We start from the raw sequence: 15,389 nt of genomic DNA on the forward strand, positions 1-15,389 counted from the left end.
GGAACCCCGATGGCCACACCCACCGTCGTCAGCTGGGAGCAGGTGTCCGTGCCCACCCCGTCCGGGCGCCTTCCCGCCCGGGTGTACCGGCCCGGTACCGCTTCACCGCAGGGCTGGCTGGTGTGGGCTCACGGGGGCAGCTGGCGTGCCGGATCCGCCCAGGACTGGCACGGCGCCACCGCCGAACTCGCCCGGTACTCCGGCTTCGGCGTGGTGAGCGTCGACTACCGGCTGGCTCCCGACGTACGCCACCCGGCCATGGTCGAGGACATCCTGTCCGCCCTGACCTGGGCCGGGGAACAGCAGGACGGGCCCGCCGGAGCCCTGTCCGCCCCGTCCGCCCCGCCCGTCCTGGCCGTCGGCGGGGACAGCGCCGGCGGCACCCTCGCCGCCTCGGCCGCCCTCGTCTGCCGCGACCGCGGGGTGCCGCTGGCCGCGCAGGTGCTGGCGTACCCGCCGCTGGACCCCGGCTGCGCGGCGGCCTCGTACCACCGCTTCCCTGACATGTTCCCCACGGCCTCCTACCTCATGGCGGCCTGGCAGGACTACCGGCATCCGGGCCGGCCGGTCGCCGCGGACGGCACGCGGCTCCACAGCACCCCCTTCGAAGCCGCCGACCTGCGGGGACTCGCACCGGCGGTGATGGCCACCGGCGACCTCGACCCCGTCAGCGACGACGTGCACCACTACGGGCGCCTGCTGCGGGCGGCCGGGGTGGAGGTCGCCCTGCGGGAGTTCCGGCAGACGGGTCACGGGGCGTTCCTGCAGCCGGGCCGCGGCCCGGGCGGGCACCCGACGGCGTCGATGCGCGGCTGGCTCGGGCTGGCTCTGCGCCGGCTCACCACACCGAACGACCCCGAAACCCTCCCCTCCTCCCCTCCCTGGAGCTGACATGACCACCTCCGACGTCCCCAACCTCGACGCCCTGCTGCGCCACTTCGCCGATCTGCGCGACGGCATCCACGGCGGTTCCGTCTCCCGCCCCGACAAGGAGGAGCACTTCCGTACCGCCGCGCGCCTGCTGGACCCGTACGCCCGCCAGGCGCTCGGCGAGCTCAACGACGAACTGCTCGTCGGACAGGGCGTGATCGACGCCAGCGGCGTCCAACGAGCCGACGACCGCAGCCTCTTCCACGCCTGGACCCTGTGGTGGGACGAGCAGTCGGCCGCCGACATCCCGCCCGTGACGCTGTACGCGCACTACGGAGCCTCCTTCCACCACCCGCACCTGCGCGGCGCGACGGTCTCCGAATGGCCGCTGAACGTCTTCGACGACGCACAGGCCGCCGCCGAACTGCCCACCCTGCGCGCGATCGCCGCCGCGGACCTCCACAACCTGGTCTTCGAACGGGACTTCAGGATCGTGCCCGCGACCATGGCGGGCGCCACCGGTCTCCCCGCCCACCAGCACTGAAAGGCGGCCCGTCATGACGAAGCTGCGACTGTCCGTACTCGACCAGACCCCGGTCGGCGAGGACCACACCCCGGACCAGGCGCTGCGCGCTTCCGTGGATCTCGCCCGCGCCACCGAGGGCCTCGGCTACACCCGCTACTGGGTCGCCGAACACCACGACTCGCCCGGCTTCGCGAGTAGTGCACCGGAGATCCTCGCGGGCACCCTGCTCGCCCACACCTCGCGGATGCGGATCGGGACCGGCGGGGTGCTGCTGCCCCGCTACGACCCGGCGAAGGTGGCCGAGGTGTTCGGCGTACTGGCCTCCCTCCACCCGGGACGGGTCGACCTCGGCATCGGCCGGGCCGGCGGCCCCGCCCGCGACTTCCCGCAGCGGCTGGCACACCTGCACGCACTGCTGGGCGAGGGCGGAGTCGTCCCGCACGCACCGGTCCCGCCGCAGATGTGGCTCCTGGGCGCGGGACGCGAGTCGGCGCGGCTGGCCGGGCTGCTGGGTACGGAGTTCGCGTTCGGGCACTTCTTCTCCCCGGCGGGCGGACAGGAGGCCTTCGAGGACTACCGCGCCCAGTTCCGCACCTCCACGGGCGACCGGCCGGGCGGCGCGCTCGCGGTACGCGTGGTGACGGCGGACAGCGCCGGCCGCGCCGAGGAACTCGCCCAGAGCCTGCTGCTGTGGCGCGCCCGCAAGGACCTCGGCCAGGACGGCCCGCTGCCGTCGTACGAGACCACGCGCCGCCACCGCTGGACGGGCGCGGAACTGGAACGGGCCAAGGTGCACCGCACGGCCCTCGTCTCCGGGGCGCCGGAGCAGGTGGCCGCGGTATTGACGGCCCTCGCCGGGAGCCACGGCGTGGACGAGCTGATCGTCAACACCCTGACCTGCGACCCGGCGGACCGCCGACGCTCGTACGAGCTGCTGTCCGATGCCTTCGACCTCCCGCTCCCGGCGCCCGATCCGCGGTCCGCGGCTGCCCCGGTGGGAGCCCCCGGCCTGGCTCTGCGGGATCAGGAGCGGTCGAGGCCCCAGGTCTGGAGCGCGTAGGGCCGGCCCTTCTCCTCGCCCGTGATCAACGGCACGTCGAGGAGTCGGAAACCGGCCCGGGTGGCCACGCCGACGCTGGAGGCGTTCTCGGCCTCCAGCTCCAGGACCACCTGGTCCACATCCAGCTCCTCGAAGGCGTACGCGGCCATCACCCGCACCGCGCGGGCGGCCAGACCCCGGCCCCGGTGCGCCGGACCGAGCGCGTAGCCGAGCTCCGTGCCCTCGGGCGCGCGCTTGAGCATCACCTCGCCGAGCGGGGCGCCGCCGTCGACGGTGATGGCCAGCAGGAGGGCCGTACCCTCCTTGCGCAGTTCCCGGGCGCGGGCCAGGCGGTTGCGGGCGGCCTCGTCGCCGAAGGGGGAGACGATCGGCGTCCAGTACGCGATGTCGGGGTGGTCGAAGAGCCCGGGCATCGACGCCAGGTCCGCCGCCGTCCAGTCGCGCAGGACCAGGCCCTCGCCCGTCAGCTCCATCCGGTCGGGAAAGGACGGCGTCGTGCTGCTCATGCGGGAGGACCTCCGTGGCCGGTGCGGGACGCACCAAGATATCCGGCGGTCGGTCATCGGTTCACCGGGTTATCCGCCCGATGCCATGTCCGTGCTGGTCTCCGGACGCGGTCGTACCGACCACCTGCCGGTGATCGGTACGACCAGCCGCCTCACAGGACTAGACCGCGTACCGGTCCGGGGCGAAGAGGGACGGGTTCGCCGCGATCCAGTCCGAGGTGCGGCGCAGGCCCTCCTCCAGGCCGACCCGGGGCCGCCAGCCGGCCCAGTCACGGGCCCGGGAGTTGTCCGACAGCAGGCGCTGGACCTCGCTGCCCGACGGGCGCAGCCGGGTCGGGTCCACCACCACCTCCGCGTCCCGGCCGGAAGCCGCGATCAGGGCCTCGGCCAGGGCGCCGACCGAGATCTCCTCACCGGTGCCGAGGTTGACCACCTCACCCAGCGCCCGGTCGCACTCCGCGACCGCCAGGAAGCCCTCCGCCGTGTCCGTCACGTACGTGAAGTCCCGGGTCGGCGTGAGCGAGCCGAGGCGGATCTCCCGGGACCCCGCGTGCAGTTGCGCCAGGATCGTCGGGATGACCGCGCGCGCCGACTGGCGCGGCCCGAACGTGTTGAACGGGCGCACCACCGTCACCGGGAGTTCGAAGGCGTGGTGGAAGGAGAGCGCCATCATGTCCGCGCCGATCTTCGACGCGGAGTACGGGGACTGCGGCTGCAGCGGGTGGCTCTCGGAGATCGGGGCGGTCAGCGCCGTCCCGTAGACCTCACTGGTCGACGTGTGCACGAGCCGCCGCACGCCGAGCCGCCGGCAGGCCTCCGCCACGTTCTGCGTGCCCGTGACGTTCGTCTGCACGTACGCGCCCGGCGAGGCGTAGCTGTACGGAATCCCGATCAGCGCCGCCAGGTGGAAGACGGTGTCGCAGCCGGCCACCGCGTCGCTGACCCGGCCCGCGTCACGGACGTCGCCCGCCCACATCTCCACCGGACCGTCCGGGTCGGCGAGGTAGCGCGCCAGGTGGCCCTTCTCGGCGTACGGCTTGTAGTGGACGAAGGCGCGCACCCGCGCACCCCGCGACACCAGCAGGTCCACCAACGTCGAGCCGATGAAGCCCTCCGCGCCGGTGACGAGGACGGTGCGGTCGGTCCAGCTGTTCATATGCGCTCCAGGTGAGGGGTGGGGACGAGGCCGGCGACGCGCAGGACTTCCGCGGCCAGCAGTTCGGCGGCCCGCGCGTGCGGACCGGGGTCGGCGGCTCCGGCCATCGCCGACAGCCGCGCCGGGTCGGCCAGCAGCGGCCCGATGAGGCCGGCGAGACGTTCGGCGGTGGTCTCGGCGTCGGGCAGGAGCAGTCCCGCGCCCGCGTCCGAGAGCACCCGCGCGTTGTGGGTCTGGTGGTCGCCGGGCGCGTGCGGGTAGGGCACCAGGACCGACGGGACCCCGGTCGCCGCGAGCTCGGCGACGGTCGCGGAGCCCGCACGGCACACCACCAGGTCGGCGGCCGCGTAGACGAGGTCCATCCGGTCCAGGTACGGCACGGCGCGGGCGATCCGCTGCCCGCCGGACGACAGCAGCTCGGCCACCGTGTCCGGCAGCGCGTCCGGACCGGTTTTGACCAGCAGCTGTACGTCGTCCCGGTACTGCCAGAGGTCGGCGAGCGCGGCTGCCGCCCGCGTGAGGCGGACCGCGCCCAGGCTGCCGCCGTTGAAGACGATCAGCCGGCGCCCCGCGGGCACCCCGAGCGCGCGACGGGCCTCGGTGCGCAGCGCCGCCCGGTCCGGTCCGGGCAGCTCCGCGAGGCCGGACAGGGCCGCCGAGATCGGCATCCCGGTGGTCAGCGCCCGGTCACCGCCCGAGAGGTGGCCCCGGCTGCGGTCGAAGGCCACCGCGACGTGCGGGGTGAGCCGGGCCGCGAACTGGTTGGCACGGCCGGGCACCGCGTTCGACTCGTGGATCACGGCCGGGAGCCCCGCCAGCCGGGCACCGAGCACGGCGGGGGCGCTCGGATATCCGCCCATGCCCACGACGACGTGGGCACCCTGCGCCCGGATCACCGCACGCGCCTGGTGCGCGGAGCGCAGCAGCGCCGCGGGGAGCAGGTACCGCTTCGCGCCCAGCGCGGGATCGAAGGGGATCATGTCGACGGTGTGCAGGCGGTAGCCGGCGCCGGGGATCAGCCCGGTCTCCAGGCCCCGCTCGGTCCCGATGAACGAGACCACGGCTGCGGGCACGGCGGCACGCAGCGCCTCCGCGAGGGCGAGACCGGGATAGATGTGCCCGCCGGTGCCGCCCGCACCGATCACGACGGAGAGTGCCGCGGATGTGTGGGGTGTGGTGGTGGTCATGTGCGCACACTCCCGGTGCGCCCTAAGAACGTTCTAAGAGCCGATCCGGCGGCCCACAGCGGATAGCCGCAGTTCAAATCCTCCCCACCGCGCCCGCGCCCGCCCCAGGGGAGCCAATCAGGGAGCCACGAGCCATACGTGGACGGTGTTACGGCGCTTCAGCTTCGCCGTCGGGAACACGGCCGAAGATCTCGTCCATCGCCTCGGCGCCCTCGGTGATGACGGGCCGGATCTGCTTGCGGTACACGCGCTCCGTCGTGTTGCTCCCGCTGTGCCCGACCAGCCGGGCGATCGCTTCGATGGGCACCCCGTGGTCGGAGAGCAGGGACACGAAGCTCGTCCTCAGCTCCCGGGTCGTCCACTCTCCCGGATTGCTGAATTCGGCCTCCTTCAGCAGCGCACGCAGGCTGATGCGCACTCTGCTGGCGTCCATCACACGGCCCACCCTCGACGGAAAGACCAGGCCCTGTTCAGTCCAGGTCTTGCCGGCGGCCTTGAACTTGGCCTGCTGCCACTCCCGATGCCCCTCCAGCACCTCCACCGCCTGCTTCGGCATGGCCAGGGACCGCCGGCTCTTCCGCGTCTTCGTGTCCCCGGTCCTCCGCACGGACCGCCACACATCGATGTGCGGCTTGCTGCCGTCGTCCGGCGCGGTGTGGACGTGGGCCCATGTCAGGGGACGCGTCTCCTCCGGCCGCGTCCCCACCAGGAGCGACAAGACCACGTACACGTGGATCCACTTTCCTTCCTTGGCGCTGAGCAACGCGGTTGCCTGCTCCAAGGTCAGGGACTTGCTGGGCCGGCCGGGCCTCCCCTCCGGCACCGCAACCAACATGGCCACGTTGCGCGTCGCCCGGCCGCGCCTCTGCGCATGCGCGATGGACCGCCGCAGGACCGAAAGCAGCAGCCGCAGCGAACTGGTGGCCAGCACCTCGGCCTTCTCGTCAAGCCAGTCGTCCAGCGTGTCCGCCTCCAGCACGCGCACCTTGGCCGCGCCGAGGGACGGGTAGATGTGCGTCTCGGCCAGGTACCGGTAGGTCTCCAGGCTCTTGGGCGCCCTGCCCTTGAGCCCCTGCGCCAGCCAGGTCTCAACGGCCTGCTTCACGGTGTAGTGGGCAGGCGCCTTGGCTCCCTGCTCCATCTCCTTGCGGAGCTCCCGCAGCTTCCGCCGCACCTCGGTCTTCGTCTTGCCGGACACCTTGGGACGGTGGCGCTTCCCCGCCGGGGTGTAGCCCAGCGAAACGGCCCCGATGAAGCGCCCCTTGGACTTGTCCCAGTAGATCGAGTCCTCGCCGTTGGCTGCCTTCCGGCCCGGCGCGCTCTCGTTGTCCATCTGGCACCTTTCAATCATGAGGACGGGGCCGCACCGGCATCGGTGCGGCCCCGTGATGGGTTGGTTGCTGCTACGCGGCGGCCTGCGCCTCGCGCTTGAGGAGTTCGACGTACTCGTCGACGTATTCGGTGGGTACGAGCCGACGCCTACCGACTCGGACGGTTCGCAGGCGACCGAGTCTGATCTCCTCGAACGTTGTGGAGCGGCCTACGTTGAGGAGCTCCGCTGCTTCCTCCACGCTGTGCAGCCGCCGCTCGGGTACGACCATCAGTGCCACGTGTGGACGTTCCTTCCGGTCCATGAAGTGTCAGGAGTGCGAGACCAGCCCCCCGCAGGGGCCCGGAATCGCTGACAGAACTGACAGAACCTCGCCATGTGGCGCCTGACCTGCAGTTTTGGCCGCTTCGGGCCGCGTGACAAAACCTCAAAAAACTCTGACAGAACCTCGAAAACCTAGGTTCTGTCAGGCCGGACGGGTTGCCCGGGGCGAGGTTTTTGGAGTTCTGTCAGAGTTTTCGGAGGTTCTGTCAGAGCTCTGAAAGTGCTCGTTTCCGCAGGTCAGGTGGCTGGTCGGGAGGTTCTGTCAGTTCTGTCAGTGGGTTGGGGGGTTTTCAGGCGGCGGGGGTGATGCGGGGGTGGGTCTCGTAGCGGGGGGAGGGTGGCCGGCCGCCGCGTGTGGTGCGGGGCGGCGGGGGCTGCTGGCGGACCCAGCCGTGTTCCTCCAGGAGGTCCAGGGCGGGGTCAAGGTCGCTCATGGCGGGGAACTCGCTGCGGGGCATCGCGCGGAAGAGGTCGCGTTTGGTGAAGGTGGCTGTGCGGGTCTCGCTCAAATGGGTCAGGACCGTGTGGGCAGCTTCCTGGGCGGGGTCTGCCTTCATGGCGTTGAAGACGTCGAGGGCGTGGGCGGTGAAGTAGTCCCCGAGCCGGGTGGCGGCGGCCATGGTCTCGGTGGCGATCGGCCGGGTCCAGGCGTCCTCGGGGAGGGCGGCGAGGTGGAGGAGCCCGGCGATGCGGGCGACGGCGCCGTCGCGTTTGCTGGCCCAGTTCACGATCGGTGCGAGGGTCCCGTCCTTGCGCAGGCGGGATTCGGTGACGCGTTGGTAGGCGAGGAGGACGGCGTCGGCCTCGGGGGTGAGGGTGAGCTCGGCGGTTTCCGTCCAGGCCGCGAGGGTCAGGGCCAGGCTCCCGAGCTTGCGAGCGTAGGTTTCGGCGGTGTCGGGGCTGAGGAGTTCGGGAGTGAGGTTGCGGTAGCCGACGAGGGACTGGGGCTTGGAGTAGAGGAACCGGGCGAGCAGGCCGCGGCCGTCGGCACCCTTGATCTGCCCGATGGAGTCCAGGACCTCCGGCTGGATGGCCAGGCCCATGGTGATGGCGGGGTTCTCGATGTACTGGGGGTCCCTGGCCTGGCGGTTGACGCGGGCCATGTCGCCGGCGTGGCCCTTGAGGAAGATCCCCATGTTCGGGACACCGGAGTAGCGTCCGGCGATGATCTCGAAGATCTCGCCCTCGGGCGACAGGATCGAGATCCGCCCGTCCTGCTGGGCGAGGAGGGTGGTCAGGCTTTCGGCGGTGATGTCGTCGGCGACGAGCTGCGGCTCGACCGGGACGACGGCCCGCTCGGCGGCCTCGGAGAGTGAGACGGCCTGTGCGGTCAGACCGGCCAGCTTGTCGGCCTCGGCGTTGGCGGCCAGCTTCTCGGCCCTTTCCGCGGCGGCCTTCGCGATGCGCGCGGAGGCCGCGGCCTCGGTCCGCTGGGGTGCAGTGAGCTCGATGAGCGCCTTCTCGGCGGCGAGGAGAGGCTTGGTCATGAGCCCGAACACGGCGCTCTTGCGGTTGCCGGGCGGGAGGGCGACGGCGGTGTAGAGGTTGACCGGTTCGTTCCACTGCCCGCGCACGTTCACGGTGAGGCGTCCGCCGGCGGCGGTGCCGATGACGGCGAGAGCGAGACACCCGGCGAGGTCGACGGGTGTTTGCGTCTCCTCCGCGACACCTGCCGTCATGGCGGCGAGCCAGTCGGGCAGGACGTCCACAGGGAACGCGGGGAGCTGCCCGCGCGGGTTGAGGGGTACGGGCTCGTCCCACCCGGGACCGGTGATGTCCTCCGGGGTCATCTCGTGGAACCCTTCCCACAGCTCGGGGTCGTGCGGACTCATGCGGCTTCCCTTCGCTGGGTGAGGCGGGGGCAAGAGGTGCGGTGCTCTTCGTGGTCCGCAATGAGCGCGAGGGCGCGGGCGCATCCGGCCGCGAACATGTCGCGGCCGCAGGAGCACCAGGAGCGGACACTCGGGCTGGTCCCGTACGAGGGCGGGGCCACGATGTGGAGCCAGGCCTCGGGCCGGCGCCCGTCGTCGGCGTGAGGGTCAGGGCGAACAGATGAAGGGACGCCTTCGGCGACGACCTTCGGCGCACCACTGCCGTCCGGGGTGGGGGTCGGTTCGGCGGGGCGGGGGCCGGTGGTCACGATGCCCTCACCGCCACCGCGTTGAAGCCGTTGGCGACCGCTCGGGCGGCGTACGCCTCGGGCACGCCGACGGCGACGGCCGCGTCGATGATCTGGCGCTCGATGGTCTTTAGATCGCACGGGCCGGGGCAGGCGGTGTGCTGTTTGGCGAGGAAGCGGGCAACGCCGTAGGCCGTGCTTCCCGCGCCCTCCTCGGGGCAGGCGGCCACCCTGGCGAGGCCACGGGTCAGGCCGGTCCGGACGAAGCTGTCGCTGTGGCGGCAGCCGGTGGCGACCGATCGGTCCCAGGTGGCGCGGGCGGGAGACGAAGAGTCCACCTCCCCGCGAAGGGCCGGGGTGGTCTCTTCCTTCACGATCAGCGCGCGGACGGCATCCGGGAGCGTGGTCATGTCGCCGGTGCCGGGCCCGTACCAGCGGGCGTAGACCATGAGGGACTTGATGTCGACGCCGGGTCGGACCCCGTTGGCGGACTGCATGGCGCCCCGGTAGATCCAGTGCTCCCCACGCGTCGTCGGCACCGCCGTGGTCGCCGGGAGCGTCTGGCGGGCCCAGGTGACGGCGTCGGTGTTGTCGAGGTCCACAACCGTGAAACCGCCCCCGCCGGGGTGGTAGGCGACCGCCCCGGCCTGCTGCCAAGCCCGAGCCCACGCCCGAGACGTCAGGACGGCCGGATCGGTGGTTGCCGCGGCCCAGCCATGGCAGGGGGCGGGGCACTGGCACGGCCCGGCGAACTTCATGTTCGGGCGGTCGCCGCACAAGCAGGGACCGGCGGCTTTGCTGCTGGTGCAGGCTCGGCAGTTCCCGACGGGAAGCTTGCCCGCCCGCAGCGGCAGCACGGGCAGGCCGAATTCGGCGAGCCAGAGCGCAGTTTGCAGGTGCCCGGTCACGGCCCTCATGCGGCCACCGCCCAGGGCAGGGTGCGGGCGAGCAAGGCGGGCCGGTGGCCCTCTCGCCGGATGTCGGCGGTGTGGGTCATGCTGGAGTCCTCCAGTTCAGTTGGATGTGCTGGTTGACGAGGGCGGCCCCGGACTTTGGCGAGACGGGGGCCGCCCTCGGCGTGGCTAGCGCCCGTGCTTGTGCCGGGTGTCGAGGAGCGCGTAGCGCAGGGCGGATTCGGCGAGCTGGCCGTACGCGAAGGCGGCGTCGGGCAGGTCGCTCGCCGCGGTTTCGGCGTCGTGCATGGCGCTGGCTTCGTGGTCGGCGAGGTAGTCCTCGTCAGCAAGGTCAGCGGCGTACTCGCCAGCAACGTCTGCAGTTTCCATGCGCTGGCGGGCCTGCTCGAACCTCTTGGCCCCGGGCCACCCGTCCAGGGAGGGCATGGCGGGCGGAACAGGTACGAGGCCGTCGGGGATGACGAAGCAGCCGGGACCCCTCACCGTCAGTTCGACAGCCTCGGGCTGATGGCCTTCGATGACCTGCTGGATGGCCCACGCGGCGCCGTAGCCGTAGCTGAGCGCGGCCGTGATGAACACCTTTCGCAGGCCGTGTTCGTGGGTCATGTGGAAGGTTTCGAGAACGGCGATCATGCCCTCGTAGGGGTGGACGGGCGGCAGGCCCTGGTGGCGGCCGGGGTCGGTGACGGTGCCTTCGAGGGGGCGCACTCGCAGGCAGTCGTAGTGGTGGGTGGTGATCTGTGCGGCCTGCCAGGCCCGCTGGGCTTCGAGCGCTGCGGCGCCGAGGGCGGTGACGCTGTCGGTGAGGGTTTCGAACCACGGCATCGTGGTGCGGGTCATGGGGTTACTCCTCAGCGGTTGTTGATGGTTCCGGTGGCGCGGCCGAACATCCCGGACGCGCTGATGTGCTGGGTGACGTGCTGCACCGGCGCCCCGCCCCGGCCTGCCGTGCGGCTGGTGCGGAGGAGGAGGGGTGCGAGGGTGCCGGCGGCGATGAGGGCGATGGCGGCCCAGAGGGCTTCGGTCATGGCGATCAGTCCCGGGGCGGCGTAGGCAATCCCGAACCCGGCCGCGGCGATCCCGCCGCCGACGGTTGGGGCGAGGAGCGCGGTGGTCTTGGCCCACCGCGGGATCGGCTCGACCTGGCGTTCCGGATCGGTGGCGGGGTGGGGTTGGGGGTGGGTGTAGGCGAGGGTGCGGATCCCGTTGGGGAGAGTGACCCACTCGACGCCGGGCGGGATGTCCGCGGGCAGCAGTACCGGCTGCTGGACGGCGGTGGGGTGGTAGATCGGGTCGCCGTATCGCAGGGTGGCGATCGTGTTCGGCTGGGTGGGCTCGGAGTGCACAACGGGGTCCCTTCAACGGGGCGATGTCACATACGAAAATTGGTATGTGGTCGCCGCAGGGCTTGTCGTCTGCTTGTCGTGCGCCTTGTCGTCCGGCTTGTCTTGTCGCTTGTCTTGTCGCTTGTCGCCTCCCAGTTCAGAGCCCGGATTCCGGCCCCTGGCGAGCCGGAACCGGGGGTCTGCGACAAGGAGGCGACAAGTGCCAAGGAGCTAGGGCTCGGGGGTGTGGGTGTGGTGGACGTAGCGGGTCTTGGTGCCGGTCCCGATCCGGGTGGCGGTGCCGTCCTCGGCCCACTCCTGAAGCCACCCGCTGATCGTCTGCCGGGTCGTGCCAAACTCGTCGGCCAGAGCGCGGGCGATCGCGGACGCTCCGGTCCCGGCCGGGCCGGCGGCTTGCAGGACGGTGAGGGCGGCGGTCCGGGCGGCGGTGTCCTGCTCGCCGCCGAGCGCGGACAGGTTCAACCCGCCCCCACCCGAACGCGGTGCCGGCCCCGGTTCCGCTTCCGTGCCGGTCGCGGTGGGGAACGCAGCGTCGATCTGCCGCCGGAACTCCGCGGCGAGCCGGTCCTCCTCACTCCCCCCCGGCGCAGGTGCGGGCGCGGTGTCCCGCAGCGCGGACAACGCGAGCCCGCCCGGGGCGCCGCCCGACGGCGGTCCGGCCGGCGGCGTGAAGGCGTCATCCGTGCCGTGGGTGTCGGTGATCCAGGCGGTGCGGGCGTGGTCCCAGCGGCGGGCGTAGTCCGGCCCGGCGGCCTTGGCACTGATCTCGTCCAACCGCGGGTGGCGGTCGCTGGTGGCGTGGACGATGTCGCGGATCTGTGCGGGCTTGATCCGCCAGGCCTTGAACAGGCCCGGCGCGGACTCCGGGGTCCCGAAGAACCCGGACCCCTTGTACGGGGCCTGCTCGACCCGCAGGCCGGGGGCGCCGGGGAACAGCTTGGCCAGGTCCATGCCTTCCTTCTCGCCGCCGGTCAGGGCGACGCGGACCTTGGCCTCCCGGCGGATCATCAGGTTCCCCAGGACCGAACCAGTGGCGCCGAGGGCGGTCAGGACGGTACGCAGGGCCATCGCGCGGGAGATCCGGATGACTTCGAGGATCTTCTCGGCGAGGCGGCGCATCTCGCGGTCGGCGCTGGCGAGGATCTCCGCGCCCTCGTCGATGATCAGGATGATCTGCGGGAGGTTCGGGCTGACGGGGAGGAGATCGGTGTTGGCGTCGGCCATGAGCTGTTGGTAGGCGACCTTGCGCCGTTTAGCGATCGCGATCGCCGCGTCCAGCATCAGGTGGGCCTCTTCCGGGGTGGAGGCGAGCCAATCGATCCCCGGCCGCACCGCGTTCCCGTCGGTGCCGGTGAGCGCAGGGCGGACCCAGGGCAGGCCCGCTGATCCGGCGTTGAGGTCGATCACCCACGGAAGGATGTCCGTGGCCCGGGCCATCGAGGCGATGACCTGGTGGACCCAGTTCGTCTTACCAGATCCGGTGGGGCCCGCGGCCAGCGCGCACTGCTCGCGCAGGAACGCGTTCACCGGCCGTCCGTCCGTGCGGACCCCCCAGGGCAGGCCGGTGTGGATGGACAGCGGCCCGTAGTCCTCGGGGTAGGGGAGGTCTTCGACGAGGACGTTGACGGTGGTCACGTCGATCAGGACACGGCCCTGGTCGATGCCCGGGGACGCGGTGGCGGTACACCCGTGCGGCAGGCGGGCGTCTGCGGCGAGTCGGGCGGATTCGCGGGCGATGCGGTCGTAGGTGGTGCCGCCGGTGGGGAGTTCGGCGTCGATGCTGAACCCGGTCCCGGTCGGCCACATCTCCACCGCCAGGACATGCAGGGTCACCCCGCACACGCGTTGGATGCGGTCCGCCCACTCGATGGCGATGGAGCGGCGTTCGGCGGACAGTTCCCGGGCGATCTGCGCGGCCGCTTCCTCAGCGGCAACATTCTCCCTGGCTTCTTCGTAGAGGCCGGTGGCACGGGCGGCGGCGGCCATGCCAACACCCAACGTGGCGAGGGAGCCGAGGGCGGTCCAGGACAGCGGGGTGGTGGCAGTGGCCCAGGTGGTCCAGCCTCCGGCGAGGAGCCAGGAGGCGGCGCGTGCGCCGAGGGTGCGGCCTGCGATTTTCTGGCGGAAGCCTGCGGCGGTGTGGCCGATGGCGCCGGCGGTGGCGGCGGCCAGGGCCCAGGCGGGGGGCATGTGGGTGGCGGCGCCGATGGCGGCGATGGCGTAGGAGCCGGTGGTGGCGGAGAGGGCGCCGGTCACGGGTCCGTGACCGGCCGCCCAGTCCAGCGGCACCCCGTTCTTCTTGGGGGTGGTGGCCATGATTTAGACGTTCCAGCCCTTCTCGGCCTCGTGGCCGTTGCGGGGGTCCTCGTGGCGGGCGATGTCGGCCTCGTGGACGCGGCGGAAGATCGTCCCCATCTCGTCGGTGAGGGAGGAGGCGGCCATGACCGCGCCGAACGCGTCGCGGAACGTCTCGGCGACGGCCTTGTCGAGGGGGAACTCGGTGTCGGAGCGCTCGGCGAGGATCTTCATGACGTTCGCCACCGACCCCAGGGCCTGGGGCAGGCCCTCGATCATGGTGAGGATCTCCATCGCGGACTCGGGCTCGTAGGACTGGGCGGCCTGCTCCATCTCCGCGGCCAGCTCCTCGAAGCGGAAACCGTTCGTGCTCGTGCTCACAGCGCCTCCAGGGGCGGTCGTGGTGGACGGTGCAGCAGCAGGTGGGGTGGTGACGTCGGGACGCTGGACGCGGTCCCCGACGGTGGTCTCGTGCTCGGACTCCTCGGCCGCGGCCTGCTCCTCGGCCGCCTGCTCGCAGCCCTCGCGCTCTGCGCGGATCGCCGCGTCCCGGGTCTCGCGGGCGGTGCGGGCGCGGTCGGTGAGCCGGGCCAGGAGGCGCCGGCCGGGGTGGATGAGCCAGGCCCAGCCGAGCTTGCGGCCCAGCGGGCTGGTCACCAGCCCGAGGACACCCACGGCCCCCGCGAGGAGCGCACCTGCGGCCCGGCGGGCGTGGAAGCGAGCGGCGGAGCGGAGCAGGGCCCGGCGTGCCGCCCTCTGCGCGGGCCGCTTCAACGCCGCGACCCGCTTCGCACGGGCGGCCGCCCTGATGGACTGCTCAGCGGCCTTGACCTGCCCGGCCGCCTGCCGATCCGACAGCGACCGGCCTGCAGCAACCGCCTTGTCCCGCACACCGGCAGCACCGCCCCGGACCCTGCCCGCGGCCCTGGTAGCCGTGCCCGCCAGGCGCCCACCGGCGGCGGGCCTCTTGCTAGTGGTGCTGCTGCCACCCGCGGGGGCGGACAACCCACCCGGGCGGACCTGCGGGCTGCCGGGACGGGGCCCCTTGCCGGGCGTGCGGGGGGCGGCCTTGGCCGCACGGCGGGCGTCGGCGACCTGGCGGCGCGCGGCCGTGGCCTCGGTACGGCGGGAGGCCCGTGACGGCCCCGGCTGTCCTGCAGCTGCCCGCAGGGCTGCTGCCTGGACGGCCTTGCGCCCGCCCGGGACCCGGGCCAGCAGACCCGAACCCGTCCGGCCAGCGGCCGACTTCATCCCGCCGGACGCCCGACCTGCCCGCCCGGCCCCGGGAGCACGGCGGCTGCCGCCCCCGGATGGCCGTCCGGCGGTCCGGGTGGGCTGGGAGGGGATCCGTCCGGACGCGGACGCTGTCCTGCGGCCTGCGGCCGTCCTGCTGTTGGTGGTGGTTCGGGGGGTGTTCTGTCGGGTGCGGGCGGCGGCTGCGGCGAGGACCAGCGCGCCGGTCATCGCGATCGCTGCGGCGAGAGGGCCGCCGACCAGGACTGCCGAACCGACGGCTCCGGCCGCGCTGTTCGCACCGGCCAGGGACAGAGGAAGCACGGGCCAGCCGCCCGCAGTGTGATCCAGAGGCTTCTGGCTGGTGGCGGGTGCGGGTGTGGGTGGTGCCGGGGGTGTGGTGGCCCCGGGTGAGGCTGTCGGAGGGTTGAGGGTTTCCGTCATGCTGAACGTGCCTCCAAGAGGTGGAGGGGCCCGGCCGGATCTGTGGTGGAGAGGGCCGGGCCCCCGTGCATCAGGGGTG

The 15,389-nt window shown here is 72.4% G+C and carries 14 protein-coding genes; 3 read left to right on the forward strand and 11 right to left on the reverse strand.

The features are described from left to right. Window positions 1–9: 9 nt before the first annotated feature. From ACFY04_RS41280 to ACFY04_RS41290, 3 genes are read left to right on the forward strand one after another with little or no spacing between them, the layout of a single operon-like run. The gene (locus ACFY04_RS41280; protein ID WP_389125868.1) at window positions 10–891 is read left to right on the forward strand and encodes an alpha/beta hydrolase; all 882 of its coding nucleotides are present in this window, start codon (window positions 10–12) and stop codon (window positions 889–891) included. 1 nt (window position 892) lies between these two features. Further along, window positions 893–1,414 (forward strand): hypothetical protein, encoded by a 522-nt coding sequence (locus ACFY04_RS41285; RefSeq protein WP_389125871.1) that lies wholly within the window; start codon window positions 893–895, stop codon window positions 1,412–1,414. A gap of 13 nt (window positions 1,415–1,427) precedes the next feature. Next, window positions 1,428–2,456 carry an LLM class flavin-dependent oxidoreductase gene (locus ACFY04_RS41290; protein WP_389125874.1) on the forward strand — a complete coding sequence of 343 codons (1,029 nt, stop codon included), beginning with the start codon at window positions 1,428–1,430 and terminating at the stop codon, window positions 2,454–2,456. On the opposite strand, the gene ACFY04_RS41295 is transcribed toward ACFY04_RS41290, so the two are convergent. The 11 genes from ACFY04_RS41295 to ACFY04_RS41345 form a co-directional block, all read right to left on the reverse strand. Beyond that, window positions 2,420–2,962, reverse strand: a complete 543-nt coding sequence (locus tag ACFY04_RS41295) for a GNAT family N-acetyltransferase (protein WP_389125876.1) — start codon at window positions 2,960–2,962, stop codon at window positions 2,420–2,422. The two genes, ACFY04_RS41290 and ACFY04_RS41295, sit on opposite strands and share 37 nt — an antisense overlap. Window positions 2,963–3,122: 160 nt before the next feature. Beyond that, the gene (locus ACFY04_RS41300) at window positions 3,123–4,118 is read right to left on the reverse strand and encodes an SDR family NAD(P)-dependent oxidoreductase (protein WP_389125879.1); all 996 of its coding nucleotides are present in this window, start codon (window positions 4,116–4,118) and stop codon (window positions 3,123–3,125) included. Next, window positions 4,115–5,305, reverse strand: coding sequence for a glycosyltransferase (locus ACFY04_RS41305; RefSeq protein ID WP_389125882.1), 1,191 nt, complete (start codon window positions 5,303–5,305; stop codon window positions 4,115–4,117). Before ACFY04_RS41305 ends, ACFY04_RS41300 begins: the two co-directional genes overlap by 4 nt. Window positions 5,306–5,453: 148 nt before the next feature. Next, complete coding sequence (gene xerC / locus ACFY04_RS41310) at window positions 5,454–6,638, reverse strand: tyrosine recombinase XerC (RefSeq protein WP_389125885.1); 1,185 nt, start codon at window positions 6,636–6,638, stop codon at window positions 5,454–5,456. A gap of 70 nt (window positions 6,639–6,708) precedes the next feature. Next, window positions 6,709–6,906 carry an excisionase family DNA-binding protein gene (locus tag ACFY04_RS41315; RefSeq protein WP_314242421.1) on the reverse strand — a complete coding sequence of 66 codons (198 nt, stop codon included), beginning with the start codon at window positions 6,904–6,906 and terminating at the stop codon, window positions 6,709–6,711. Window positions 6,907–7,249: 343 nt separating this feature from the next. Further along, complete coding sequence (locus ACFY04_RS41320) at window positions 7,250–8,791, reverse strand: YfjI family protein (protein ID WP_389125887.1); 1,542 nt, start codon at window positions 8,789–8,791, stop codon at window positions 7,250–7,252. Between the two features lie 304 nt (window positions 8,792–9,095). After that, window positions 9,096–9,995, reverse strand: coding sequence for a bifunctional DNA primase/polymerase (locus ACFY04_RS41325; RefSeq protein WP_389125890.1), 900 nt, complete (start codon window positions 9,993–9,995; stop codon window positions 9,096–9,098). Window positions 9,996–10,160: 165 nt separating this feature from the next. Beyond that, on the reverse strand, window positions 10,161–10,832 hold the full coding sequence (locus tag ACFY04_RS41330) for a hypothetical protein (RefSeq protein WP_389125893.1): 672 nt from the start codon (window positions 10,830–10,832) through the stop codon (window positions 10,161–10,163). Window positions 10,833–10,843: 11 nt separating this feature from the next. After that, on the reverse strand, window positions 10,844–11,338 hold the full coding sequence (locus ACFY04_RS41335; protein WP_389125895.1) for a hypothetical protein: 495 nt from the start codon (window positions 11,336–11,338) through the stop codon (window positions 10,844–10,846). Window positions 11,339–11,548: 210 nt separating this feature from the next. Continuing rightward, window positions 11,549–13,654: a hypothetical protein gene (locus tag ACFY04_RS41340; protein WP_389125897.1), complete on the reverse strand. Its 2,106-nt coding sequence runs from the start codon at window positions 13,652–13,654 to the stop codon at window positions 11,549–11,551. Window positions 13,655–13,657: 3 nt separating this feature from the next. Then, a complete protein-coding gene (locus ACFY04_RS41345) occupies window positions 13,658–15,190 on the reverse strand; it encodes a hypothetical protein (protein WP_389125900.1) in 1,533 nt (510 codons plus the stop codon). Window positions 15,191–15,389: the final 199 nt, after the last annotated feature.

Source organism: Streptomyces sp. NPDC001549 (assembly GCF_042894025.1).
Classification (GTDB): Bacteria; Actinomycetota; Actinomycetes; order Streptomycetales; family Streptomycetaceae; genus Streptomyces; species Streptomyces kutzneri.